This window comes from Burkholderia sp. MSh2, assembly GCF_000731655.1.
Lineage (GTDB): Bacteria > Pseudomonadota > Gammaproteobacteria > Burkholderiales > Burkholderiaceae > Burkholderia > Burkholderia paludis.
Genome location: NZ_JPGM01000041.1, coordinates 14,986 through 38,394, shown reverse-complemented (window position 1 = coordinate 38,394; position 23,409 = coordinate 14,986). Strand labels below are relative to the sequence as shown.

23 protein-coding genes are annotated in these 23,409 nt (G+C 69.9%); 9 read left to right on the top strand and 14 right to left on the bottom strand.

All coding sequences use genetic code 11. From position 1 onward, the window contains the following. The first annotated feature begins 526 nt into the window (after window positions 1-526). Entirely contained in the window at window positions 527-1,444 is a 918-nt protein-coding gene (locus GQ57_RS24930) for a metal-dependent hydrolase (RefSeq protein WP_034199326.1), read from the top strand. Between the two features lie 443 nt (window positions 1,445-1,887). Further along, a complete protein-coding gene (locus GQ57_RS24925; protein WP_031399814.1) occupies window positions 1,888-3,369 on the top strand; it encodes a sigma-54 dependent transcriptional regulator in 1,482 nt (493 codons plus the stop codon). 26 nt (window positions 3,370-3,395) lie between these two features. Here GQ57_RS24925 and GQ57_RS24920 read toward each other — a convergent pair whose 3' ends face one another. Further along, complete coding sequence (locus tag GQ57_RS24920; protein ID WP_034199325.1) at window positions 3,396-3,782, bottom strand: GtrA family protein; 387 nt, start codon at window positions 3,780-3,782, stop codon at window positions 3,396-3,398. Window positions 3,783-4,925: 1,143 nt separating this feature from the next. Next, a complete protein-coding gene (locus GQ57_RS24915) occupies window positions 4,926-5,708 on the bottom strand; it encodes an ABC transporter substrate-binding protein (protein ID WP_034199324.1) in 783 nt (260 codons plus the stop codon). A gap of 232 nt (window positions 5,709-5,940) precedes the next feature. On the opposite strand from GQ57_RS24915, the gene GQ57_RS24910 reads away from it, so the two are divergent. Further along, on the top strand, window positions 5,941-6,360 hold the full coding sequence (locus tag GQ57_RS24910) for an MbcA/ParS/Xre antitoxin family protein (RefSeq protein ID WP_031399811.1): 420 nt from the start codon (window positions 5,941-5,943) through the stop codon (window positions 6,358-6,360). A 2-nt stretch (window positions 6,361-6,362) separates the two neighbouring features. After that, window positions 6,363-7,058 (top strand): RES family NAD+ phosphorylase, encoded by a 696-nt coding sequence (locus GQ57_RS24905; RefSeq protein ID WP_407638592.1) that lies wholly within the window; start codon window positions 6,363-6,365, stop codon window positions 7,056-7,058. A 53-nt stretch (window positions 7,059-7,111) separates the two neighbouring features. On the opposite strand, the gene GQ57_RS24900 is transcribed toward GQ57_RS24905, so the two are convergent. Further along, window positions 7,112-7,843: a metallophosphoesterase gene (locus tag GQ57_RS24900; RefSeq protein WP_031399809.1), complete on the bottom strand. Its 732-nt coding sequence runs from the start codon at window positions 7,841-7,843 to the stop codon at window positions 7,112-7,114. A gap of 137 nt (window positions 7,844-7,980) precedes the next feature. On the opposite strand from GQ57_RS24900, the gene GQ57_RS24895 reads away from it, so the two are divergent. After that, window positions 7,981-8,634, top strand: a complete 654-nt coding sequence (locus GQ57_RS24895) for a DUF1345 domain-containing protein (RefSeq protein ID WP_034199323.1) — start codon at window positions 7,981-7,983, stop codon at window positions 8,632-8,634. A gap of 24 nt (window positions 8,635-8,658) precedes the next feature. On the opposite strand, the gene GQ57_RS24890 is transcribed toward GQ57_RS24895, so the two are convergent. Both GQ57_RS24890 and GQ57_RS24885 read right to left on the bottom strand, forming a co-directional pair. Further along, window positions 8,659-9,327 (bottom strand): glutathione S-transferase, encoded by a 669-nt coding sequence (locus tag GQ57_RS24890; RefSeq protein ID WP_031399807.1) that lies wholly within the window; start codon window positions 9,325-9,327, stop codon window positions 8,659-8,661. 88 nt (window positions 9,328-9,415) lie between these two features. Next, a complete protein-coding gene (locus tag GQ57_RS24885; protein ID WP_034199322.1) occupies window positions 9,416-10,123 on the bottom strand; it encodes a class I SAM-dependent methyltransferase in 708 nt (235 codons plus the stop codon). Window positions 10,124-10,430: 307 nt separating this feature from the next. Between GQ57_RS24885 and GQ57_RS24880 the strand changes: the two genes are divergently transcribed. After that, entirely contained in the window at window positions 10,431-12,083 is a 1,653-nt protein-coding gene (locus GQ57_RS24880; RefSeq protein WP_031399805.1) for a DUF3459 domain-containing protein, read from the top strand. A 71-nt stretch (window positions 12,084-12,154) separates the two neighbouring features. On the opposite strand, the gene GQ57_RS24875 is transcribed toward GQ57_RS24880, so the two are convergent. From GQ57_RS24875 to GQ57_RS24855, 5 genes are all read right to left on the bottom strand, one after another. Beyond that, window positions 12,155-12,739 (bottom strand): thiamine phosphate synthase, encoded by a 585-nt coding sequence (locus GQ57_RS24875; protein WP_034199321.1) that lies wholly within the window; start codon window positions 12,737-12,739, stop codon window positions 12,155-12,157. 22 nt (window positions 12,740-12,761) lie between these two features. Beyond that, window positions 12,762-14,105 carry a hemolysin family protein gene (locus GQ57_RS24870; protein ID WP_031399803.1) on the bottom strand — a complete coding sequence of 448 codons (1,344 nt, stop codon included), beginning with the start codon at window positions 14,103-14,105 and terminating at the stop codon, window positions 12,762-12,764. A gap of 76 nt (window positions 14,106-14,181) precedes the next feature. Further along, a complete protein-coding gene (locus GQ57_RS24865; protein WP_034199320.1) occupies window positions 14,182-14,961 on the bottom strand; it encodes a sensor histidine kinase in 780 nt (259 codons plus the stop codon). A gap of 67 nt (window positions 14,962-15,028) precedes the next feature. After that, window positions 15,029-15,952, bottom strand: coding sequence for a DMT family transporter (locus GQ57_RS24860; RefSeq protein ID WP_031399801.1), 924 nt, complete (start codon window positions 15,950-15,952; stop codon window positions 15,029-15,031). Window positions 15,953-15,993: 41 nt separating this feature from the next. Beyond that, entirely contained in the window at window positions 15,994-16,851 is an 858-nt protein-coding gene (locus GQ57_RS24855; protein ID WP_034199319.1) for a LysR family transcriptional regulator, read from the bottom strand. A 115-nt stretch (window positions 16,852-16,966) separates the two neighbouring features. On the opposite strand from GQ57_RS24855, the gene GQ57_RS24850 reads away from it, so the two are divergent. From GQ57_RS24850 to GQ57_RS24840, 3 genes are all read left to right on the top strand, one after another. Next, entirely contained in the window at window positions 16,967-17,350 is a 384-nt protein-coding gene (locus GQ57_RS24850) for a tautomerase family protein (protein WP_031399799.1), read from the top strand. A 126-nt stretch (window positions 17,351-17,476) separates the two neighbouring features. Beyond that, complete coding sequence (locus GQ57_RS24845) at window positions 17,477-19,111, top strand: CHAD domain-containing protein (protein ID WP_034199318.1); 1,635 nt, start codon at window positions 17,477-17,479, stop codon at window positions 19,109-19,111. Between the two features lie 48 nt (window positions 19,112-19,159). Further along, a complete protein-coding gene (locus GQ57_RS24840) occupies window positions 19,160-19,996 on the top strand; it encodes a TOBE domain-containing protein (RefSeq protein WP_031399797.1) in 837 nt (278 codons plus the stop codon). Between the two features lie 151 nt (window positions 19,997-20,147). Here the strand turns inward: GQ57_RS24840 and GQ57_RS24835 are convergent, their stop codons facing one another. The 4 genes from GQ57_RS24835 to GQ57_RS24820 all read right to left on the bottom strand — a co-directional run bounded on the left by GQ57_RS24835 (window position 20,148) and on the right by GQ57_RS24820 (window position 23,237). After that, complete coding sequence (locus GQ57_RS24835; protein WP_034199317.1) at window positions 20,148-20,849, bottom strand: sulfate/molybdate ABC transporter ATP-binding protein; 702 nt, start codon at window positions 20,847-20,849, stop codon at window positions 20,148-20,150. A gap of 64 nt (window positions 20,850-20,913) precedes the next feature. Further along, window positions 20,914-21,591 carry a molybdate ABC transporter permease subunit gene (gene modB, locus GQ57_RS24830; RefSeq protein ID WP_031399795.1) on the bottom strand — a complete coding sequence of 226 codons (678 nt, stop codon included), beginning with the start codon at window positions 21,589-21,591 and terminating at the stop codon, window positions 20,914-20,916. 10 nt (window positions 21,592-21,601) lie between these two features. Further along, window positions 21,602-22,402: a molybdate ABC transporter substrate-binding protein gene (gene modA, locus GQ57_RS24825; protein ID WP_031399794.1), complete on the bottom strand. Its 801-nt coding sequence runs from the start codon at window positions 22,400-22,402 to the stop codon at window positions 21,602-21,604. A gap of 136 nt (window positions 22,403-22,538) precedes the next feature. After that, entirely contained in the window at window positions 22,539-23,237 is a 699-nt protein-coding gene (locus tag GQ57_RS24820) for a phosphatase PAP2 family protein (protein ID WP_031399793.1), read from the bottom strand. Window positions 23,238-23,409 lie beyond the last annotated feature (172 nt).

The window sequence follows — 23,409 nt, the reverse complement described above, 5'->3', positions numbered from 1 at the left end:
GGCCGCCGCACGTCGCGCAGGCTCGCCGCGCGGGCCGCGCCGACGGCGGCGGCATGCCGTGGCCGCAGCTGCCGGAAACGCAAATGGAACGCGCGTTTGAATGTCTCCGGGGGCGGTGCAGGCGCGGTTGCACCGCACAAGGGCGCCGTGCGTATGAATCGGTGCGACCGGAGTGCCCGGCGGCAGGCCGCATGGCGCCGCCGGCTTCGGCCGGGCGCCCGCCGCACGGGGCTTGCGGGCTGCCGGCGCAACCCGGCGCCGGGCGTCGCACATCGTTCGCGGGCGGCCACGCGCGTTCGAATGACGGCCCGCACGGACGCTGCTCCAGCGCCGCTTTTTCCGCGTTTCCGACCGTGCCCTGTTTGGAAGCGCGCATCTACCGCGCGGCTTGCGCGCGCCGGCACCGGCGGCCTATCGTTACATCTGTCGATGTCAAGATTTTGGCGGCGCGGGATGCGCCGTCCGGGGTTGCACCGGTCGCGTCGGACGACGCGCCGGGCCGCGCCCGAAACAGGAGAACGATGAAATGAAGTCAGCCGCTTCCGTCACCGCGGCCGGGATCATGCCGGTGCGTCGCGACCTGCGCTTCGACCTGCCGGTCGAACGCGCGAAGGACTGGCATGGCCTCGGGTCGCACGTGACCCATTTCTTCAATGCGCTGTCGCTGCTGTTCCCGGCCGGCGAACGCTTTTTCATGGATTCGGTGCGCAACTACCGCGAACGGATCGACGATCCCGTGCTGAAGCAACAGGTGCTGGGCTTCATCGGCCAGGAGGCGATGCACACCCGCGAACACATCGAGTACAACGAGCTGATGCAGGCGAACCGCCTGCCCGCGCGCAAGCTCGACCAGCGCGTGTGGGCGGTGCTCGGCTACATGAAGCGCAAGCTGCCGCACTCGGTGCAGCTCGCGCACACGGTCGCGGCGGAACACTACACCGCGATGCTCGCCGACTGGCTGCTGCGCGATCCCACGCGTCTCGACGGTTCGGTCGAGGGCTATCGTCAGATGTGGATCTGGCACGCGCTCGAGGAAACCGAGCACAAGGCCGTGTCGTTCGACGTATGGAACGCCGCGATGAAGCCGGGGCTGCGCCGCTACCTGGTCCGCATCGGCGTCTATCTGCTGACGACGCTGACGTTCTGGCCGACCGTGTTCCTGATGCACGCGACGCTGCTGTGGCGTGATCGCGGCGCCGGCCATCACGTGCGGGGCATGCTGCGGATGATCGCGTTCCTGTACGGGCCGCGTCGCGGCCTGTTTCCGCGCATCGCCGGCGAATGGCTGAGCTTCTTCCGGCCCGGTTTCCATCCGTGGGATCACGACAATCGCCACCATCTTGCGCGGGTCGACGCGCTCGCCGCCGCCTACGGCGACCCCGGCGGGGCGCCGGCCGGCCGCGGCCGCGCGAATACGCCGGCCCCGCTCGCGTCGGGCCGCTGAGGCGGGCGTCGCGCCGGCCTGCGCGGCGGCGGGCCGCGCGTGTTGCGTTCGTGCATCAGCCGGCTACCTCTGACGATTGATCGAAATCAACCGGAACCGGCCGCACCGGTGTCCGGCCGACCGGTCGGTCCGTCGCGCACGCATGCGGCGGCGAGCCGCGCCGAGCGACTCGGCATCGGCCGAGAACGCCGCGCACCAGCGCCGGCGCGGCTTTGCGGGGCGCGCAACCGTGCGTGCCGCGCACGCCACCGGGATAACACCCATCTAGCCGCGCGACGGCGGCATCGATATACCGTTCATGACACTGTCCACCTCTTGCGCGATTCGTGCGCGGGGGGATTTTATTCGGACGGAAATGCGGCCAATATGTCGGTTCGATCGAGGTCCGTCGTACGCGACGGTGAGCCGGCGCGCGCGATACCAATGCCAAGCGGGGAACAACGATGGTTGCTAGGTCACCTGACGCAAACGGGCCCGCGGCGCCCGAGCTGACGCATGTGTCCGTCACCGCTCCCGAGGACGGGCGCAAGCTGTTCGTGATCATGCGCTCGCCCGACGAACCGCTGCTGGAGCAGCTGCGCGGGCTCGGCTGGGAAATCGCCGTCGCGAAGACGGCCGGCGCCGCGCAGAACATGACGTCCGGCGTGAGCGTGGCCGCCGGGCTGGTCGACTTCACCGGGTTCACGTCGCGCGACTATCCCGCGCTGAAGACGTGCCTGAGCCAGCCGTCGATCGGCTGGATTTCCATCGCGCAGGCGGGCGTCACGATCGGCCCCGCCGTGCGCGAGCTGATCCGCAGCTATTGTTTCGACTACGTGACGCTGCCGCTGCCCTACGAGTGGATTTCGCACGTGCTCGGCCATGCGCGCGGGATGGCCGCGCTCGACCGGGTCGACGGCGCGGCCTACGCGGCGTCGATCGGCGAGCACGGGATGATCGGCAACTGCGAGGCGATGCAGCAGTTGTTCAGCACGATCCGCAAGGTCGCGAAGACCGACGCGAGCGTGTTCATCTCGGGCGAATCGGGCACCGGCAAGGAATTGACGGCGCTGGCGATTCACGAGCGTTCCGGGCGCGGGAAGGGGCCGTTCGTCGCGATCAATTGCGGCGCGATTCCGCACCATCTGCTGCAGTCGGAACTGTTCGGCTACGAGCGCGGCGCATTCACCGGCGCGAACCAGCGGCGCGCGGGCCGGATCGAATCGGCGAACGGCGGCACGCTGTTCCTCGACGAAATCGGCGACATGCCGGTCGAAAGCCAGGCCAGCCTGCTGCGCTTCCTGCAGGAAGGGAAGATCGAGCGGCTGGGCGGGCAGGAATCGATCGCGGTCAACGTGCGGATCATCTCGGCCACCCACGTCGATCTCGACGGCGCGGTCGAGGCCGGGCGCTTCCGCGCGGATCTCTATCACCGCCTGTGCGTGCTGCGCATCCACGAGCCGCCGCTGCGCGCGCGCGGCAAGGACATCGACATCCTCGCGCATTACGTGCTGCAGAAGTACAAGGCCGACAGCGGCCGCAAGATCAGCGGCTTCACGTCGGCCGCGCTCGACGCGATGCGGCGCTACGAGTGGCCCGGCAACGTGCGCGAGCTGATCAACCGCGTGCGGCGCGCGATCGTGATGGCCGAGAGCCGGCTGCTGACGCCGCACGATCTCGGGCTCGACACGCCCGGCGAAACCGAGCCCGTCACGCTCGAGCAGGCGAGGGCGCTGGCCGAGCGCACCGCGATCGAGAACGCGCTGCTGCGCAACGATCACCGCATCAACAAGGCCGCTGCCGAGCTCGGCATTTCGCGCGTGACGCTCTACCGGATGATGATCGAGCACGGGCTGAACGAGCACGACAACAACGGCGGGAACGGCGACAGCGGCGGGCACGACGGTGCGCCGTCCGGCGACGCGGAGCATCAGCGGGTCGGCTGAGCGGTGCGCGCGATACGCGCACCGCGTCAGCGATAGGTCCAGAGCCGGTGCAGCAGGAACGTGACGGGCGGCACGCACAGCACGACCGCGACGATGCTCCACGCGCGTGCGAGCCCGAGCGTTTCGGTGCCGTGCGCAAGCAGCATCGTCACGACCAGGCCGGCCGTCGCGACCGCGAGAAAGCGCACGAAGTTGCCCCACGTCACGGGCGCGGAAAAACTCCACAGGGTGTTGGCGAGATACGAGAACGCGGTCGAGCACGCAAACGCGACCGCGTTCGCGATCACGGGCGTGGCGTCGAACAGCGCGAACAGCGCGGCCGCGATCAGCGCATGCAGCGCGGTCGAGCCGAGGCCCGACACGCCGAAGCGGATCAGCCTGGTGCGTTCGGCGGTATGGAGGACGCGGATCATCGAGGGCGTTCCGTTCGTTCGGGCGGCGTGGCGGCGTGTGAAGCGGGGTCGTGGGGCCGGGCGTTTCCCGGCGAAGACGCCGCGGCAAACGGGGTGCAAGCCGGTTTCGCAGTATAGCCGGGCGAGCCCCGCAACCGGCCGGCTCGGCGCAGGCCGACTCCTCTCGCGGCAGACGTGCGGCCCGCATGCCGCCGGCCGCATGTAAAGCGCATGAAACATTTCGCGTCGGCCGCGACGCGAAATGGCGCGGAGAATCGCGCCGAACGGCCGGACGCGCATCGGTAAAAATGCCGCGCCGCATTGTTCAGCCTTATCCGGCAAGGCTTGGCCGCCGTGCGGCCGGCGCGTGCCGCGCGCCGCGTGTTTCAGTTTCGCAACCTTCGGCATGCCGCACCCGTTCCCGCCGCCGCATTGCCCGATCGACGCCTTGTCCGGACGGGCTCGCGCGAAGCTGGCCCGCTCCTTGCGAAGGTGGGCGTGCGAAAGTCGACGACACCAGGTCCGACCGGGCCGGCAGCGAACCCTGCCGGTGCCGGCCCGGATGCAGTCCGCGGGGATGCGGCGACGGAGCGCGGTGAAGCAGCCGCGTTCCGGCGTGCACGGAACGTCGTCGCCCGATCGTCGGGGCACCGGCTGCGTCCGGTTGCCGGAACAAGCATCAGACTGAAACGGGGTAGAAAAATGATCGATCGCCACACGCCGCGGCCGGCAGGCCGCGATCGCAGTGATTCGACGCATCGCGGGTCGGACGTCGTTCTCGCAGCCCGCCGGCATGCATCGACAGGCCATCTCTCCGCGCCCGGCGCGAGGCGGATCCGGCTGAGTGCCGGTCACCCGCGCCGGGTCGGCGCTTTTCTGCATGCCAACCCGATTCGCAAGGGCATGTGCGTACGGGCGCCGGTACCTCGACGCCCGGTCTTCGCGTACTGACCGAAGCGGTACGGTCGCCGTTCGCGCCGCGCAGCGCTGCCGCGAACGATCGATCTGCAATCCGAATGAAATGCGCGACGTCGCGCCGCGGGCGAGACGGTCGATGCATCCGATGCGACGGCACACGGCGCCACGCCGTTGCCGTCCGATGGTGAAGGGAGGGCGGTCGGACGCGCGCGACGAGGGTGGCGCCCGTACGCGCGCGACGCCGTTTCAGCCGCCGTAGATGTCGAAGTCGAAGTACTTCGATGCGAGCCGCTTGTAGGTGCCGTCCTTGACCATGTCGAGGATCGCGCGATCGATCTTCGCCTTCAGGTCGGTGTCCTCCTTGCGCAGCCCGATGCCGGCGCCGATGCCGAGCACCTTCTCGTCGACGAGTTCGGGGCCGACGAACGTGTAGTTCGCGCCGCGCGGCGATTTCAGGAACCCGATCGCGGCCTGCACCTCGTCCTGAAGCGCCGCGTCGAGGCGGCCCGAGGTCAGGTCGGCGTACACGCCGTCCTGGTTCTGGTACGACACGACGTTCGCGCCTTGCTTGCCCCAGTACGCCTTCGCATACGTTTCCTGCGTCGTGCCCTGCTCGACGCCGATCGATTTGCCCTTCAGCGATTCGGCCGTCGGCAGCAGCGGCGAGCCCTTCTTCACGACGAGCCGCGTCGGCTGGTTGTAGATCTTCGTCGTGAAGCCGATCTGCTGCGCGCGCTGCGGCGTGATCGACATCGACGACAGCACCGCGTCGAACTTCTTCGCCTTCAGCGCCGGAATCATCCCGTCGAAATCGTTCTCGAGCCACACGCACTTCGCGTTCAGGCGGGCGCAGATCTCGTTGCCGAGGTCGATGTCGAAACCGACGAGCTTGCCGTCGGGCGCCTTCGACTCGAACGGCGCGTAGCTGGCGTCGGTGCCGAAGCGGATCGTGGTCCAGTCCTTCGCGGCGGCAGGGCCTGCCGATACCGCGAGCAGGGCGATCGAAACAGCGGCAATCAGTCTCTTCATGGTGCGTTCCTTGGCGGGGCTTCCGGTTTCAGTGCGGCACGGCTCCACGGACACGAACCGCGTCTGCGCGCGGTGTCCGCACGGCCATTAACGCAGAAAATAAAATAAGAGTCCAGAATGGACAAAAAATATCGTTTTGGCGGATGCGCAGGTCGATCGACGGGTGTCGACCCTTGCAAAAATACGAAAATGGACTAATCTTGTTAGTAAATTCGTTTCGAGACTAACGATCATGTCACAGCCCGCCTACGATTCGCATTCCGCCCCGCCGCAGGCCTCGGTCGCGCAGATGTCGGCGGCCGGCCTGCGTGCGTTTTTCAACATCGCGCGCGACTGGGAGCTGACGATCGACGAGCAGATCGTGCTGCTCGGGTCGCCCGGCCGTTCGACGTTCTTCAAGTGGAAGGCCGCGCCGGAATCGGCGCGGCTGCCGCGCGATACGCTCGAGCGGCTATCGTTGCTGCTCGGCATCTACAAGGCGCTGCAGATCCTGCTGCCGCAGCCGTCCGCTGCCGATGCATGGGTCAAGCGGCCCAACGACGCGGCGCCGTTCGGCGGCAGGCGCGCCCTCGACCGGATGCTGGCCGGCAATGTCGGCGATCTGGTCGCCGTCCGGCAATATCTCGACGCGATGCGAGGTGGCTGGGCGTGACACTGCCGATCCAAGCACAACAATGGCCCACGGCCGCCGTCGACTGGGCGCCCGCCTATCGCGTGATTCCCACCCGGTTCCCGGCGATCAACCTGTTCGACCGGGTGGCCTCGGCGGACGATTTCGACGCGCTGTACGCGCTCGAATCGCTGACCAACGACCGGATCCGCAACGAAGTCGGCACGCTCGATCTCGTGCCGCCCGCCGAGCGGCGCTACGGGCACGGCTGGGGGCCGATCATGGCCGCGTTCACGCACCTGAATCCGCAAGGCAGCCGTTTTTCCGACGGCAGCTACGGCGTGTTCTACTGCGCGCGCTCGCGCGATACGGCGATCGCGGAAACGCGCTATCACGGCGCGCTGTTCCTGGCCGCCACGAAGGAGCCGCCGATGCGCCAGCAGATGCGGCTCTACACGGTGTTCGCGCAAGGCGACGCGGTCGACGTGCGCGCCTGGCCGCAACGCGATCCGGCGCTGCTGCACCCGCTCGATTACAGCGCCGGCCAGGCGCTCGGCCGCGCGGTGCGCAATGCCGGCGGCGCGGGAATCGTCTATCCGTCGGTGCGCGACCCGCGCGGCGAATGCCTGGCGGCGTTCCGCACCGCGCTGCTGCACGACTGCCATCACGCGGCCTATCTCGAATACAACTGGAACGGCTCGGCCGTCGATGCGGTGTTCGAACTGAATCAGGTCGGTTAGGGGGGCCGTTGCCCGGATGAACGGGCCGGCGGCCCGTCATTGGCGGAGCCGGCCTAAGGCAGCGGCCAGTCGCTCGCGTGGCGTTCGCGCGCTTCGGCCTGCGTCATCGACCACGTGCGTCCGGTGTGCGGCTCGGCGAGCGTGAGTCGCCCGGCCGGCGCGAACGCGCCCGTGTCGATGAACCACTGTGCGCCGATCCGCTGCGGCGCGCGCACGGGCGTGTGCCCGGTGCAGGTCAGCGACAGGCCGGCCTGCCGCGCCGGATCGGCGAGCCCCTGGACGAGATCGCGGCCCCAGATCAGCCGCTCGCGCACGTCGGGCGCATAGCGGCCCGTGTCGAGCGCGGCGTCCGTGCCGAAGAATTCCGCGTGCAGCACGTTGAAGCGCCCCGGGCCGTCGCCGATCGTGCGCACCAGCGGCAGCGCGTCGACGCGCGCGGCATGCGCGTGCAGCCGCTCCGGCGCCAGGTCGGCGCCCCAGTCGCCGCCGATTCCGCGCCACGCGTCGGGCGACAGCTTGCCGCGCGACACGAGGCTCAGCACTTCCTCGTGATTGCCGCGCACGACGTGGCACCACGGGCGGTCGAGCAGGTCGAGCGTGGTTTCGGATTCGGGGCCGCGGTCGACGAGGTCGCCGACCGAGAACAGCCGGTCGCACGCGGGATCGAAGCGGATCTCGCGCAGCAGCGCACGCAGCACGTTCACGCAGCCGTGCAGGTCGCCGACGACGAAGTCGCGGCCGGCCGAATTCGCCGGATGGCGGCAGAGGGAGGCGGTGGCGGTCATTCCGTTATCTTAGGCGCTCGCGCCCATCGTCACGTCATGCCGGAATGGCGATAATCGGGGCGCTACCCGCCGGTACGGCGCGGCGGGGTTGTCCGCGCGCCGGCCGGATCCTTTCCATCCGCTTTCGGAATCACACGATGACGTTTTATCCGCAGGTATTGCGTAACCGCCCGCGCATGGTCGCGGCGTTCGCCGCCGGCTTGCTGTGCGCGGTGCTGCTGCCGCTTCCGCTGCGTCCGACCGTGCGTGCGCTGATCGGCTGGGATTGCGCGATCTGGCTGTATCTCGCGCTGATGTGGGTGCGCATGGTCACCGCGCACCATCACAAGGTGCGCGAGATCGCGATCCGCGACGACGAGAACGCGACCACCGTGCTGACCGTCATCTGCGTCGCCACCGTCGCGAGCGTGGCCGCGATCGCGATCGAGCTCGCCACCGCCAAGAGCGTCGGCTTCCGCGCGGGGCTCGGCCATTACGCGATCACGGGGGCGACGCTGTTCGGCGCATGGTTCCTGATTCCGACGATCTTCACGCTGCACTACGCGCGGCTCTACTACGGCTCGCCGAGCGGCGATCGCGCGCTGCGCTTCCCGGACCGGAACCCCGAACCCGATTACTGGGATTTCCTGTATTTCGCGTTCACGCTCGCGGTTGCGTCGCAGACGGCCGACGTCTCGCTGACGAACCGCTCCGCGCGGCGCGCGGTGCTCGCGCAGTCGATCCTGTCGTTCTACTTCAACATGGCCGTGCTCGGGCTGTCGATCAACGTCGCGGCGGGCCTGCTGAGCTGAGCCGGGCCCGCGCCGCCCGCCGGGCTATTTGAGCAGCTCGTACGGGCCGCCGCGCTCCAGCGCGCGCCGGTACGCGGGCCGCGCGTGGATCGTGTCGAGAAAGCGCGCGATCGCCGGATGCCGGCCGTCGTCCCCGCGCGCGGTCGCGGCTTCGAGCGGAAAGCTCATCTGGATGTCGGCCGCGCTGAAGTCGTTGCCGACGAACCAGCCGGTGCGGCTCAGCGTGTCGTCGATGTGGCCGAGATGCAGCGCGATCTGCGGATCGACGAAGCTCGACTGCAGCGTCGCGGCGATCTTGCGCGCGACCGGCCGCGCGAAGAACGGCATCGGCGCGTGCGCGATCCGCAGCGCGACGAGCTTGAGCAGCAGCGGCGGCATCGCCGACCCTTCCGCGTAGTGGAGCCAGTACGTGTAGTCGTACCGCTCGGGCGTGCCGGGCGGCGGCGCGAGGCGCCCGTTGCCGTAGCGCTCGACCAGATACTCGACGATCGCCCCCGATTCGGCGAACGTGCGCCCGCCGTCGGTGACGACGGGCGATTTGCCGAGCGGATGGATCGCGCGCAACGCGGGCGGCGCGAGCATCGTTTTCGGATCGCGCTCGTAGCGCACGATCTCGTACGGCACATCCAGTTCCTCGAGCAGCCAGAGCACGCGCTGCGAACGCGAGTTGTTCAGGTGATGGACGGTGAGCATGGCGACGCCGGAAGTGGGGGCGGGAACGACATCATACCCAGCGCGCACGGCGTCCGTGCGACAACCTGTCGTGCGCCGCACCGATCCGTCATGCGCGCCGCACGGCGATCCATGCGCCCCAGAACAGGCTCGCGAAAAAGCGCAGCGGCGCCTCGAAGCCCGCATCGCGCAGCAGTCCGAACACGGCTTCCTCGGAGGCGGGCGGATCGGCGCCCTGCAGGATCTTCGCGAGTTGCGCGCGCACGGCGTCGGGCGACGCGCCCTTCATGCGCCAGCGCTGCTGCCACGCATCGAGCAGGCGAGGGTGGTCCGCGTAACGGCGGTGGTTGCCGGCGAGCACCAGCGGCGCGCCGGGTTTCAGGCGTCGTGCGATCGCGCGCAGCAGCGCGTCCTTCGCATCGTCGCCGGGGACGTGATGGAGCACGCCGATCAGCGTCGCGCCGTCGAATGCGACCGTGTCCGGCAACGCCTCGACGCCGTCCTCGACGAACGCCGTGCGCGTGCCGAAGCCCGCCGCCTCGAGGTTCGCGCGGGCAAGCGCGAGCATCGGCGCGGACGGATCGACGGCGGTGAACCGCCAGCCCGGCTCGAGCGCGGCCGCCACGCAGATTTCCTGTCCCGTGCCGCCGGCGCCGGCGACGAGGATCCGCGCATCGGGCGCAGCGATCGCCGACGAGAGCATGCACGCGGCGAGTTCATGGCAGGCATCGTAGCCGGCGAGCGCGATGCGCGATTGCTCGGCGTATTCGTGGGCGCGGGCCGGGTCGAATTTCGCGGCGCTGGCGGGAACGGACATGACGGGCTCCTCGGGTCGGGCGCGGACGACGTGTCCGCGCGCATCGTACCGAGCGTAAGCGGGCACGGCCGGGGCAACAAGGCGAGCCGCCATCCCGGTATGCCGGCTACCCGCCTCGCCGGCACGGTGCGCGGCTGCCTGCTTCGAGGGGGTCTGTTCGTATTTAATAATGTCCGGGTGCCCCACATTGCGAGGGCGAATCCGGCGCATACTCGTTTCTCCCTCTCGCCTGGCCGTCGCATGCCGGGCCCCGATGCGCCGCGCCGCTGGCGCGGCCATGCTGCCCGGCACGCACGAGGAGCGCATGATGTCCGATTGTCCGCACGATCCGTATGCGCAGCACTTCATCCATTGCCTGCCGTTCGGCGCGCAGCCCTGCGGCGCGCTCTGCGCGACGCCGCGCACGCATTTTCGCGTGTGGGCGCCGGGCGTCACGCAGGTTCAGCTCGAACTCGATACCGGCTACGGCCCGGTGGTCGTGCCGATGACGGCCGCCGGCCCGAACTGGTTCGAAGTCTTTGCCGATTACGGCGCGGGCGTGCGTTACCGCTATCGCCTCGACGACGCCGTGTCGATTCCCGATCCCGCATCGCGCTCGCAACCCGAAGGGCTCAACGGCCCGAGCGAAGTCGTCGATCCGCGTGCGTTCACGTGGCGCAACACGTTCTGGCGCGGGCGCGCGTGGGAAGACATCGCGCTCTACGCGATTCGCCCGCACGCGGTGGGCGGCTTCGCCGGCGTGCGCCGCCGCCTGCCGCAGCTTGCCCGCCTCGGCGTGACCGCGCTGGAGCTGCTCGCGTCGCCGCACGACAGCCTGCCGTTCGCGCCGCTGGCGTCCGAAGGCGGCCCCGACGCGCTGAAGGCGCTGATCGACGACGCGCACGGCTACGGTCTCGCGGTGCTGCTCGAGCTCGACTATGCGCGCTTCGGCAGCGGCACCGATGCGCTGCGCCACTATGCGGCGCCGTTCTTCCACACGCGCGACGATCCGCTGCAGGCGCCGCCGCTCGCGCTCGATCATCCGGAAGTCTGCGATTTCTTCTGCGACAACGCGCTGTACTGGATCGACGAATATCGTTGCGACGGGCTGCGCCTGCGCGAAGCCGATCGCATCGGCGTGTCGTGGCTGCGCGAGATTGCCGACCGCGTGCGCGCGGCCGTGCCGGCCGACCGGCTGATCCATCTCGTGCTCGGCAGCGAGCGGCATCCGGCGCATCTTGCCGATACCCATTTCGATGCGCAGTGGAACGGTTGCGGCGAACGCGCGCTGCACCGCCTGACCGGGCGTGACACGTCGGCGCATGAAGGCATTTCCACGCACCAGTCGATCCACACGCTGGCCCGCGCGCTGACCGCGGCCGGCGCGGCGTTCCAGCCGGCCGCGCCGGGAGAAGGGATGGCCGCCGAGGCGGGGCTTTCGCTGACGTCGCTCGTGCTGTCCGACGGCGCGTGGCGCGACGGCGGGCCCGGCAACGGCGGGCACGCGGCCGGTCTGGCCGCGCTGGCGCTGTCGCTGCTCACGCCGCAGATTCCGTTGATCTTCGACGAAACCGCGCGCGATGCCGAGCGCGCGCATTTCGTGCAGTCGGCGCTCGCGGTGCGCGCGAAGCTGATCGCGCCGCGGTTGTCCGATTGCCGGCCGCAGGATGCGCGCGCGCTGAAGGCGGACGGGGACGGCGATGCCGACGCGTTGCTCGCGTCATGGCGGCTCGCCGACGACGAGACGCTGACGATCGCGTTGAACCTGTCGCCCGATGCGGTGCCGTTCGACGCGCCGGGTGGGCGGGTCGTGTTCGAGACGCCGGCGCGTGCGCGCGACCGGGTCGACGAAGGCGCGTTGCCGGCGTATTCGCTCGTTGCGTGGCTGACGGGCGACGTCAACCGGTACGCGCTCACGCACGATGTGCGGCGTATCGACGACGGGGCGTGGCGCGGGGCGCGTCCGAACCTGAACGCATGAGGGGATGAGCGGGCAGGCGTCCGGACGGTCGGGCCCGCCTGTCTCCCGCCGCGTCGCGCGAAAGCCCCTGGCTACCAGAACCCGCGAATGCCCGCGATGCCGTATGCGCCGTGACGGCGTGCGTCGTCGAGGTGGGCGCGCGTCATGCCGCCGAGCGCGAAGACGGGCATCGCGGCCCGGGCGGCCAGCGTGTCGAATTGCGTCCAGCCGAGCGTCGGCGCGCCGGGATGGCTGAGCGTCGGCAACACGGGCGACAGCGTGACGAAGTCCGCGCCGGCGCGCGCGGCCAGCAGCAGGTCGTCGCGTGTATGGCATGCGGCGGACACCCATCGTCCGGCCGGCAACGGCCGCTGCGCGGCGGCGCGCAACGCGGTGCCGTCGAGATGCCAGCCGGCGCCGTCGAGCCGCATCACGCCTGCCGCGTCGACCGGGCCGTTCAGCATCAGGTGGGCGCCGGCCGCGCGGCAGCGCGCGAGCGCCGCGACGGCGAGCGCCGCGAACGCGGCCGCGTCGAGCGATTTCACGCGCAGTTGCACGAGCGTCTCGCCGCGCGCGAGCACGTCGGCCAGCCGGTCGAGGAACGCCGCGCAATCGGCCGCCGACGCGGAAGCCGGCTCCGGCGTGATCACGCAGCAGCGCGGCAGCGCGGCGGTCATCGCGTGCGGCGAAGCGGGGCCGTCATTCGTCGGCCTCTTTCGCGATCTTCGGATAGACGCGCACGAGCACGATGCGCGGCCCGTTCATCTTCTTCACGACGACGTCGAAGCGGTCGAACGACACGCGCTGCCCTTCGGTCGGCAGGTCGTTGAGCGCCTGGATCACGAGGCCGCCGACCGATTCCGCGCGGCCTTCGTCGATGTCGATGCCGAGCGCCTGTTCGAGCGACACGACGGGCAGGCTGCCCTTGCCCATCAGCGTGCCGTCGTCGAGGCGGCTCCAGTCGGCGTCGCCCTGGCGGAACTCGTCGTGGATCTGGCCGACCAGCGCGCCGAGCAGGTTGTCGAGCGTCAGGAAGCCGATCGGCTTCTCGCCCTTGTTGCCGACCAGCGCGAAGTGCGGCGCGCCCTTGCGGAAGCGGCGGAACAGGTCGAGCGCCGGGGTGTCGGGTTTCACGTACTGCACGGGGCGCACGTAGTCGGACAAGTCCTCGAGCGCCGCGCCGGCGTGACGCGCGAGCAGCAGGTCCTTCAGGTGGATCAGCCCGCTCACCTGTTCGCGCGACGCATTCTCGAACAGCGGATAGCGGCTGAAGCGGTGCCGCGCGACGATCTCCATGTTGTCGGGCAGCGGCAGGTCGCGCCGCAGGCCGATCATTTCATGGGCCGGCCGCATCAGGTCCGACACGGTCATCGACGAGAAATCGAGCGAATGCGCAAGCGTGTTCCACTCGTCGTTGCTGTACGTGCCGCGCGCCGGCTGGGCGGCACTGCCGGCCGTGCTGCGGCGGCTGCGCAGGATCAGCTTCAGCTCGTCGGTCGAGTAGTGCGCGTCGCTGCCGTGGTCGGCGGACAGCCCCGCGAGCCGCAGCACGGCGTTGGCGCTGTTGTTGAGCACCCAGATCGCCGGGTACATCGCCCAGTAGAACGCATACAGCGGCAGCGCGACCCACAGGCCGACCTTCTCGGACTGGCGGATCGCCATCGATTTCGGCGCCAGCTCGCCGACGACGATGTGCAGGAACGAGATCAGCGAGAACGCGAACACGAGCGAGATCAGGTGCACGACGCGTTCGGACTGCACGCCGATCAGGTCGAGCAGCGGGCCGAGCAGTTGCGCGAACGCCGGTTCGCCGACCCAGCCGAGGCCGAGCGACGCAAGCGTGATGCCGAGCTGGCACGCGGAAAGATACGCGTCGAGCCGGCCGTGCACGATGCCGAGGATGCGGCCGCGCAGGCCGTGCTTGCGGGCCAGTGTCTTGACGCGCGTGGCGCGCAGTTTGACGAGGCCGAATTCGGCCGCGACGAAGAACCCGTTCAGGGCCACCAGGAACAACGCGCCGATGAGCGCGAAGATCTGTAACAAAGAATCGCTCCGGTTATGACAGGCTCATCAGTATAGAGCCAGAAAGGTATTCGTAATGTATTGGGCGGCCGATTGCTTACACCGGCGCCTCGCCCGGGATGGAGAACGCGATGGCGGCCGTTGCGCCGTCGGCGAACGCGTCGTGCGAGAACGCGCCGCCGTGGGCGAGCGCGACGCGCTGGCAGAGCGCGAGCGTCCAGGCGATCCGCTTCGCGTCGCGCTCGCGCAGCATCTCGCGCCGGGCGAACGGTTCGAACGCGTGCGGTTGTGCGGGATCGGCGAGCGCGTCGGCGTTCACGAAGCAGGCGGCGCGCGCGGTGAACCGGGCGCCGTCGCGCGTGCACGCGAACGTCACGCGGCTTCCGGCGGCGCTGGCCTCGACGGCGGCCGTCAGCATCGTCCAGAGCGCCTGTGCGATGCGTTCGCGATCGGCCGTCAGCACCGGTTCGCCGTCCGGCAGCGTTGCGTCGAGCGCGACCTGACGCGCATCGGCGAGCGCGAAGCGGACGAGCGCGATCGTGTCGTCGAGCAGCGCACGCAGCGCGAACGGCTGCCGCGCGAGGGCCGGCGTGCGGGTTTCCGCGCGCGGCGCGTCGAGCACGTCGTCGATCAGCGCGACCTGCTGGTCGATCCCGGTCCGGATGCCCGCGAGCGCGCGCTGCAGGTTGGGGTCGGCGTTGGCGAGCTGGCGCTCGAGCACGTACGCCCAGCTGTGCATGGCGTTGAGCGGGCTGCGCAGGTCGTGCGACGCGGTGGAGAGCGCGTGGTCGCGCAGGAACAGCGCCGCCTGGGCGGCGTAGTGCGCTGCGCGTTCGCGCAGCAGGTCGGCGGCGGGATCGACGGAAGTGGACGTCACGGAGCTGGCCTGTCGGAAGCGGTTGGCGTGGCAGTCACGCGAACCGCCATTATAGGGACGGTGCGTGTCACGCCGGCAGCGCGTCCTCGTCCTTTTTCCGTGCGTCGCCGTTCGGCAGCAACTGGCACGCGAGCAGGCCGGCCAGCATCAGCGCGCAACCCACGAGCGCGCGCAGCGTCAGCGTTTCGCCGAGCGCGGCCCAGCCGGCGATCGCCGCGAATACGCCTTCCATGCTGAAGATCACGGCCGCATGCGCGGGCGCCGCGTCGCGTTGCGCGACGACCTGCAGCGTATAGCCGACGCCGACCGACAGCAGTCCGCCGTACAGCAGCGTCGGCAGCGCGCCGCGCAGCATCGCGACGCTGACCGGCTCGACGGCGAGGCCGATCGCGAGGCACAGCGCGCCGCACACGACGAACTGCAGGAAGGCCAGCACGAGCGGATCGTGGCGCTTCGCGAAATGACCGACGGCCATCACGTGCGCGGCGATGATCACGGCGCCGGCGAGCTGGAACCAGTCGCCGTACAGCACCGAGAAGTGCTCGTCGATGCTGAGGAAATACAGGCCGATCGCCGCGAGCAGCGCGCCGAACCACGTGCCGGCGCCGATCCGGTGTCGCGCGAATACGCCCATCAGCGGCACGATCACGACGTACAGCGAGCTGATGAAGCCCGCGTTGGCGATGCGCGTGTACTGCAGGCCGATCTGCTGCAGCGAAATCGATACCGCCAGCAGCCCGCCGAGCGCGAGGCCCGGCAGCAGCAGCGCCGGCTCGCGGCGGATCGCCGCGAGCTGGGCGCGCGACGCCGCGTTGAAGTTCAGCAGCGGCACGAGCACCAGCGCGCCGAGCAGGAAGCGCAGCCCGGTGAACAGGAACGGCCCGATCACGTCGAGGCTCAATCGCTGCGCAACGAAAGCCGAGCCCCATATCGCGGCGGCGGCGAGCATCAGCAGGTTGGCGCGGAGGTGCTTGCGGGCGTCGGGCTTCATCGGAATTCTTCTGGAGATTGCGGGCGGCGGAACCCGATACTTTACGCCGAGATTGCAAGGCTGTCGGCAAACCTGCGCAACGCGGCGGCCGCGCGAGCGTCGCGCACCCGCGAATACAGCACGACCTGTGACAACGGCAGCGGCGGCAGCCCGAATTTCGCGCCGACGTCGACCAGCGTGCGCGGCGCGACACGCCGCGCCAGCGGGCAGACGGCGAGCCCCGCCGCCGCCGCCGCAGTGACCGCCGCGACGCCGCCGCCGGTAAAGCGCTCGCGCCACGGCCGGCCGGCACGGTCGAGCGCGCGCAGCGCGGCCGCCCGCACCCCGCACGGGCCGGCCAGCACCGCGAGCGGCAGCGGTTCGCCCGCGCGCGGCGCCCAGTCCGGCGCCGCGAGCCAGGCCAGCGGCTCGGCAAACAGCAGCGTGCCATCGTCGCGCGGCGGGTCCTCGCCGGGTTCGTGCCGCACGATCGCCGCGTCGAACCGGCGTTCGTCGTATTGCGCGAGCAGGTTCGTCGACGTGCCGAGATGCATTTCCAGCGACAGCCCCGGGTCCTGCCGGTGCAGGCTCGTGAGCACGGCCGGAAGGTCGGGCACCGCGACGTGTTCGCTGACGCCGAGCGACAGGCGGTGCGTGCCGGCCGAAATCGCGCCGAGCGCATGGTCGTGCGCGTCGAGCAGCGCACGCGCGGCCGGCAGGAAGTTCTCGCCGTCGGCGGCCAGCTTGACGACGCGCGGCGTGCGCGCGAGCAGCGGCTTGCCCAGATGCGTCTCCAGCCGCTTCAGCTTCAGGCTGACGGCCGACTGCGTGATGCCGAGCGCGTCGGCGGCGCGCGTGAAGCTGGCGAGATCGGCAACCAGCACGAACGCGCGCACCGCATCGAGGTCGAGTACTTTCATTTCAAATATAAATGGATGAAATATTCATCGATGACTGTTCATTATAGATCGATGCGCCTAACCTGATCTTGCGTTTCCGTTCTTCAACGTCAACCTCACCGACAGGAGCAGCACCATGCCATTTACCCGTATCGCCGTGCGCGAAGGCAAACCGGCCGCGTATCGCGCGGCGCTCGTCGACGGCGTGCATCGCGCGCTGATGCAGACGTTCAACGTGCCCGAGGACGACATCTTCATGGTCGTGACCGAGCATGCGGCCGAGAACTTCGTGTTCGGCCGCCATTACCTCGATATCGAGCGCAGCGACGATCTCGTGATGATCCAGATCACCGCGAACAACACGCGTACGCTCGAGCAGAAGCGGGCGCTGTACCGGACGATCGCGGAAAACCTCGCGCAGCGGCCCGGCGTACGGAAGGAGGATGTCTTCATCGGCCTGGTCGAGGTGTTGAAGGAGGACTGGTCGTTCGGCAACGGCCTCGCGCAATACGCCGTTTGACGCACGACACGTCGACAGGGCCGGATCATCGACGGCGCGTTTTTGCGGCGTGTACTATGGAAGCCGGTTCGCAGGCTACGCCGGCGCGGTCGATGCGCCGGCGTTTTCTCATGTGAAGGAGCTTCCATGTCGCGTGTGCTGGAAATCGTGTTGTCGCTGTCGCTGGAAGGTTGGCCCGTCAAGGCCGCAAGCCGCGCCCGTGGCGCACAGCGCGATTTCGGCGCCGAACTCGTGCGCGCGTGGCGGATCTGCCCGCAGGTCCGGATGCGCCGCGGCCACGAGTGCGTGACGATCGAGCCGTGCCAGGTCGAGGAGGCCGAGCCGAGTCCCGGCGCAAGCTGGTGGACCTGGGTCGAATCGGGCGCGCAGGGGCGGCGGGTCGTCGCGTCCCGCACCGAGGCGTTCGCGCCCGGCGTCACGCAGCGCGAACGGTTCGACGCGGAACATGCGGGCATCGCCGTCGCGACGCCGTCGCCTGCGACCGCGACCGCCGCTGCGGCCGATGCCGATGCGCCGGTCGGCGACGTCGACGGCACGGCGCCGGAGGCTGCCGCGCCTTCGGACGCCGGCGTGCAGCCGGAATCGTCGGCGTTGCGCCTCGTCAGCGACCGGCGTCGCGGGCGCTGGGCCGACGATAGCGGCGTCGTGGTCGAGATGACGCTAGACGACGTCACGCTGCACGACGGCGGCGCGCCGCCGCGCCGCTACGTCGAGCTGCGCCTCGCCGCGCCCGACTGGGAAACCCAGGCCGCGCGCACGGCCGCGCTGCACGCGTTGTTTGCCGCGGCGCGCGAACTGAGCGGCGCGTGGCCCGCATTCGTGCAACTGACGAGCGTGCTCGATCGCGCGTGCGCGGGCGAGCCGCCCGCCGTCGGGCCGGTCAAGGCGCAGCCCGTCGATCTGGCCGGCGTGCGCACGCAGCGCGCCGCGCTGTTTGCGCTGTCCGGCGACATCACCGCGCAATGGCTCGGCAACGAGGGCGGCGTACTCGAACACGACGATCCCGAATTCGTGCACCAGATGCGTGTCGCGCTGCGCCGCCTGCGCACGCTGATGCGGTTCTTTCCGCGCTTTGCCGACCGCCAGTGGCGGGACACGCTCGGCGTCGACCTGCGCTGGCTCGCCGCGCTGCTCGGCACGGTGCGCGACTGGGATGTGTTCACGACCGAAAGCCTGCCCGCGCTGATCGCGGCCGACGGCGGCGACGGCGAATGGAACGGAACGCTCGACGCCGCGCGCGCGCAGTGCGCGGCCGCGCGCGTCGAGTTGCGGCAGGCGCTGCATTCGGCCCGCTACGCGCGGCTGTCGCTCGGCTGGCTCGAATGGCTGGGCACGCTCGCGCTGCCGCAGGCCGACGACGGCGACGCCCCCTCGCTGCGGCGCCACGCGACGAAGCGCGTGCGGCGGCTGTTCGGCCATCTCTACGCAACACCGGCGCTCACGTCGCTGGACACGGCCGCGCGCCACCAGGTTCGGATCGACGCCAAGCGGCTGCGCTATGCGCTCGAATTCTTCGCGTCGCTGGCGTCGCGCCGCACGCGCACCGAGACGGTCAAGACGCTTACCCGCGTGCAGGGCGTGCTGGGCGAGGCGAACGACACGATGGTCGCGCTCCACCATCTCGACAAGCTGGCGGCGCCGCCGTACCAGCTCGGCTTCGTGCGCGGCTATGGCGCGGCGCTCGAGCAGCGCGCGGCGCGCGACGCCGAGGCGCTGCTGGCCGGCCTGCGTCCGCCGAAGCTCGACGGCAAGCCGGGTTGAGCGGCGCACGCTGACTATAATGGCCGACCGTTTTTCGCACGCATCCCGATGACCGACGCCCCGCATGTTTCCCCGTCCGCCGAGCCGCTCGAACTGGGCGGCGAGCTATGGCTGCGCGCGGGCGAGCAGACGCTCGGCGGCGCGACGCGCATCGCGCTGCTCGCGGCGATCGGCGACACCGGTTCGATCACGCGCGCGGCGAAGGCCGTCGGCCTCAGTTACAAGGCCGCGTGGGATGCGGTCGACACGATGAACAATCTCGCCGGCGAACCGCTCGTCGTTCGCTCGACGGGCGGCAAGGGCGGCGGCGGCACGACGCTGACGCCGCGCGCGACGTCGCTGATCGCCGCGTTCCGCACGATCGAGCGCGAACATCGCCGTTTCATCGAGGCCGCGAGTGCGGCGGTGGCCGGGTTCGACGTCGACTGGGCGCTGATCGGCCGGATCGGAATGAAGACCAGCGCGCGCAACCAGTTGTTCGGCAAGGTCGCGTCGATCGTGCGCGGCGCGGTCAACGACGAGGTCACGCTCACGCTGCCCGGCGGGCAGCCGGTCGTCGCGGTGCTCACCCACGAAAGCGCCGATGCGCTCGGCCTGCGGGCCGGCACGGACGCGTGCGCGCTGGTGAAGGCGTCGTGGGTCGTGCTCGCGATCGACGAGGGCGGGCCCGAGCCGAAGGTTTCGGCGCGGAACCGGCTGCGCGGTTGCGTGGAAACCGTCGCGGCGGGCGCCGTGAACAGCGAGGTGACGCTGGCGCTCGACGGCGGCGGGACGCTGACGGCCGTTGTCACCCACGACAGCGTCGACGCGCTGCAGCTCGACGCCGGCCGGCGGGTGATCGCGCTGTTCAAGGCGTCGAGCGTGATCCTCGCGGTGACGGGCTGACGAAGGAGGGCCGCGCGGCGCCGGCGCGAGCGTGCGAGGGGCGGAACGAAGCCGGCGTCGCACGGCGTGCGCCCGACGCCGGCTCCGTTTCCGTTTTCAGCAGGTGCCGCTACGCGCGGCCTCTCTCTCAGGCTCCCTCAAACCTACGCGTTCACGCAACGTGCGTCGGCCACTCGGCGTGCGGCGGGGCCGCCTGCACGCGTCCTTCGCTCAACTGCACGACCTGGTCGCCGAACGCGGCGACGTCGTCGGGATCGTGCGAGATCAGCACCATCGGGATATCGAGCCGCGCCTGCAGTTCGGCGAGCTCATGGCGCATGCGCTGGCGCATCGCGCCGTCGAGCGCCGAGAACGGCTCGTCGAGCAGCAGGATCCGCGGTTGCGCGACCAGTGCGCGCGCAAGCGCGACGCGCTGCTTCTGCCCGCCCGACAGTTGCGCCGGATACTGCCCCGCGAGCGCCTCGAGGTCGAATGCGCGCAGCCAGTACGCGACTTCCGGCGGCACCGTTTTCGCGCGCGGGTTGCGCAGCCCGGGCGTGAGCCCGAACGCGATGTTCTGGCGCACGTTCAGGTGCGGAAACAGCGCGTAGTCCTGGAACAGGTATGCGACGCGGCGTTCGCGGGTCGGCACGTCGATGCGGCGCGCGGCGTCGAACAGCGGTTCGCCGTTCAGCACGATCGTGCCTTCGTCGGGCGACAGCAGGCCGGCGATCGCCTGCAGCGTCATGCTCTTGCCGGCGCCGGACGGCCCGAACAGCACGACCCGCTGCGTCGTCGCCATGAACGACATGTCGAGCGTGAAGCGGCGCTCGGCGTTCGCGTAGGTCTTGCGGATGTCGACGACGAGGCTCATGCGGACCTCCGTCGAAGCCGCGGGGCTGCCGGACGGGGCCGGCCGTGCGGATGGGCGCGGCGCGTCATGTGAGCTGGCTCCGTCGCGCTCGCGACGGCACGAGCCAGCCGGCCGAGAGCAGCACGAGGATGCAGGTGATCGACGTCACCAGCACGAGGAAGTTGGCCGTGCTGTCGTCGCCGGCCTGCACGGCCGCATAGATCGCGACCGACAGCGTCTGCGTGCGGCCGGGCAGGTTGCCCGCGATCATCAGCGTCGCGCCGAACTCGCCGAGTGCGCGCGCGAACGCGAGCAGGGCGCCCGCGAGAATCCCGCGTGTCGCGAGCGGCAGCGTCACGCGAAAGAAGATGGCGGCTTCGCCGAGCCCGAGCGTGCGCGCCGCGCGTTCGAGATGCGGATCGACGCCTTCGAACGCGGCCCGCGCCGATTTCAGGATCAGCGGGAACGCGACGACCATCGATGCGATCACCGCGCCCTGCCACGTGAAGACGAGCTCGATGCCGAGCCGGTCGAGCCACGCGCCGAATACGCCGCGCCGGCCAAGCAGCACGAGCAGGTAATAGCCGAGTACCGTCGGCGGCAGCACGAGCGGCAGCGTCAGCAGCGAATCGACGACGTCGCGCAGCGGCGAGCGCCAGCGCGCGAGCGCGAACGCGGCCGCGACGCCCAGCACGAGGTCGAGCGCGGTTGCCCAGCCGGCAACCTTCAGCGACAGCAGCAACGGGACCCAGGCGCCTTGCATCGCGATACGCTCACTTGCTCGCGGGCTTGAAGCCGAACGTCGACAGCACGGCCTGGCCTTGCGGCGACGTCACGAAATCGACGAACGACTGCGCCTGTGCGGCGTGGCGGCTGTCCTTGACCACGGCGATCGGGTAGGTGATGGCCGTCTTCGTCGGCACCGTCAGCGCGATTTTCACGCGGCCCGGCATGACCGCGGCGTCGGTGCCGAACACGAAGCCCGCGTCGACTTCGCCGCGCGCGACATAGTCGAGGCTCTGGCGCACGTTCGCGGCCAGCACGCCCTTCGCGCTGATGGCGTCCCACACGCCGGCTGCCCGCAGCGCGCCTTCGGTGTAGCGGCCGACCGGCACCGACGCCGGATCGCCGTACGCGATGCGCTTCACGCCGGGCGCGGTCAGGTCGTTCAGCGACGTCGGCGCGGCGGCGCGGCTGTCCGCCGGCACGATCAGCACGAGCGAGTTCGCCGCGAAATCGCGCCGCGTGCCGGGCACGATCACCTTTTCGTCGGCCGCGCGATCCATCGCCTTCTGGTCGGCCGATGCGAACACGTCGGCCGGTGCGCCCTTGGCGATCTGCTGCATCAGCACGTCCGACGCGCCGAAGTTGAACAGCACCTTGGTATCCGGGTGCTGCTTCTCGTATGCATCGCCGACGGCCTTGAATGCGTTCGTCAGGCTGGCGGCGGCCGACACGACGAGTTCGTCGGCGGCGGAAGCGGGCGCGCTGAACCCGACCCCGGCGGCAAGCGTGACGATCGGCAACAGGCGAAGCAGGGTGCGGCGAAGCGGACGGACGGTCGAGGAGCGCATGGCAGGTTCGTTCGATTGGATGGAAACCGTAATCGTAATATAGGGCGGGTTATAACGCTCGACATACCGCTCATGCGACGGCGCGCATGGTCATGTCAGACGTGAAAGCGGACGGGCGTGACGGCCGGGCGGCCCGTCACGTGCGCAGCGTGTGCAGCGACGATTCGGTGCGCTGCAGCGGCGACGGCTGCGACGCCGGACGGTAGTTCGGGTTGGCTTTCCAGCGTGCGCGGACGAACGGGCGCTCGTGGCCCGACAACTGCAGCGCAACCTTGGTGACCCAGCGATGCGACGGCACCGTGATGCCGTGCAGCGCGACGGTGACGAGCGCGAGGCTCGTGACGACCGCCGGCACCGACCAGCGGTGCGGCACCGCGCGCCACGAGCCGGCGATGAACACGAGCGCGGCGATCGCGCCGACGATGCAGCCGGTGATCGATTCGGACGGCGAATGTGCGTCGAGCGCGACGCGCGATACGCCGACCGCGATGCCGGCGGCGAGCCCGAGCGCGATGCCGGCGATCCGCAGCGGCGCACGCGTGCGGATCAGCGCGAGGAAAATCGCGACCGGATAAACCGACGTCGACAGCATCGCATGGCCGCTGAATCCCGTGAAATCCCACGCACGGATGCCGATCCCCCAGCCGAGAAAGGCGATCTTCGTGAGCGCGACCACGCCGATCGCGGCGGCGAGCACGCCGAGCCACGCGGCGGCGCGCCGCCACGAGTAGCCGAGCGCGAGCCAGACGGCGATCGTGATCGCCAGCGGCAAGGTCAGGCCGGCGCCGCCGAACGCGGTGATCTTGATCCACAGGTGAGACGACAGGTCGAACATCGGGAAGGGGACGAACGAAGGCGGGGAAGATGCTTAAATCAACGCGCGAGCCGGAAAGAACGACTACAACGGATACAAGCGGCGAAGTCTCAGTATAGCGCCGCGTGTGCATAAGGCCCGCATTTTGCGGCGCCGGGAACTATCCGCATGCAGGAAAAATCCCAGAAACAAT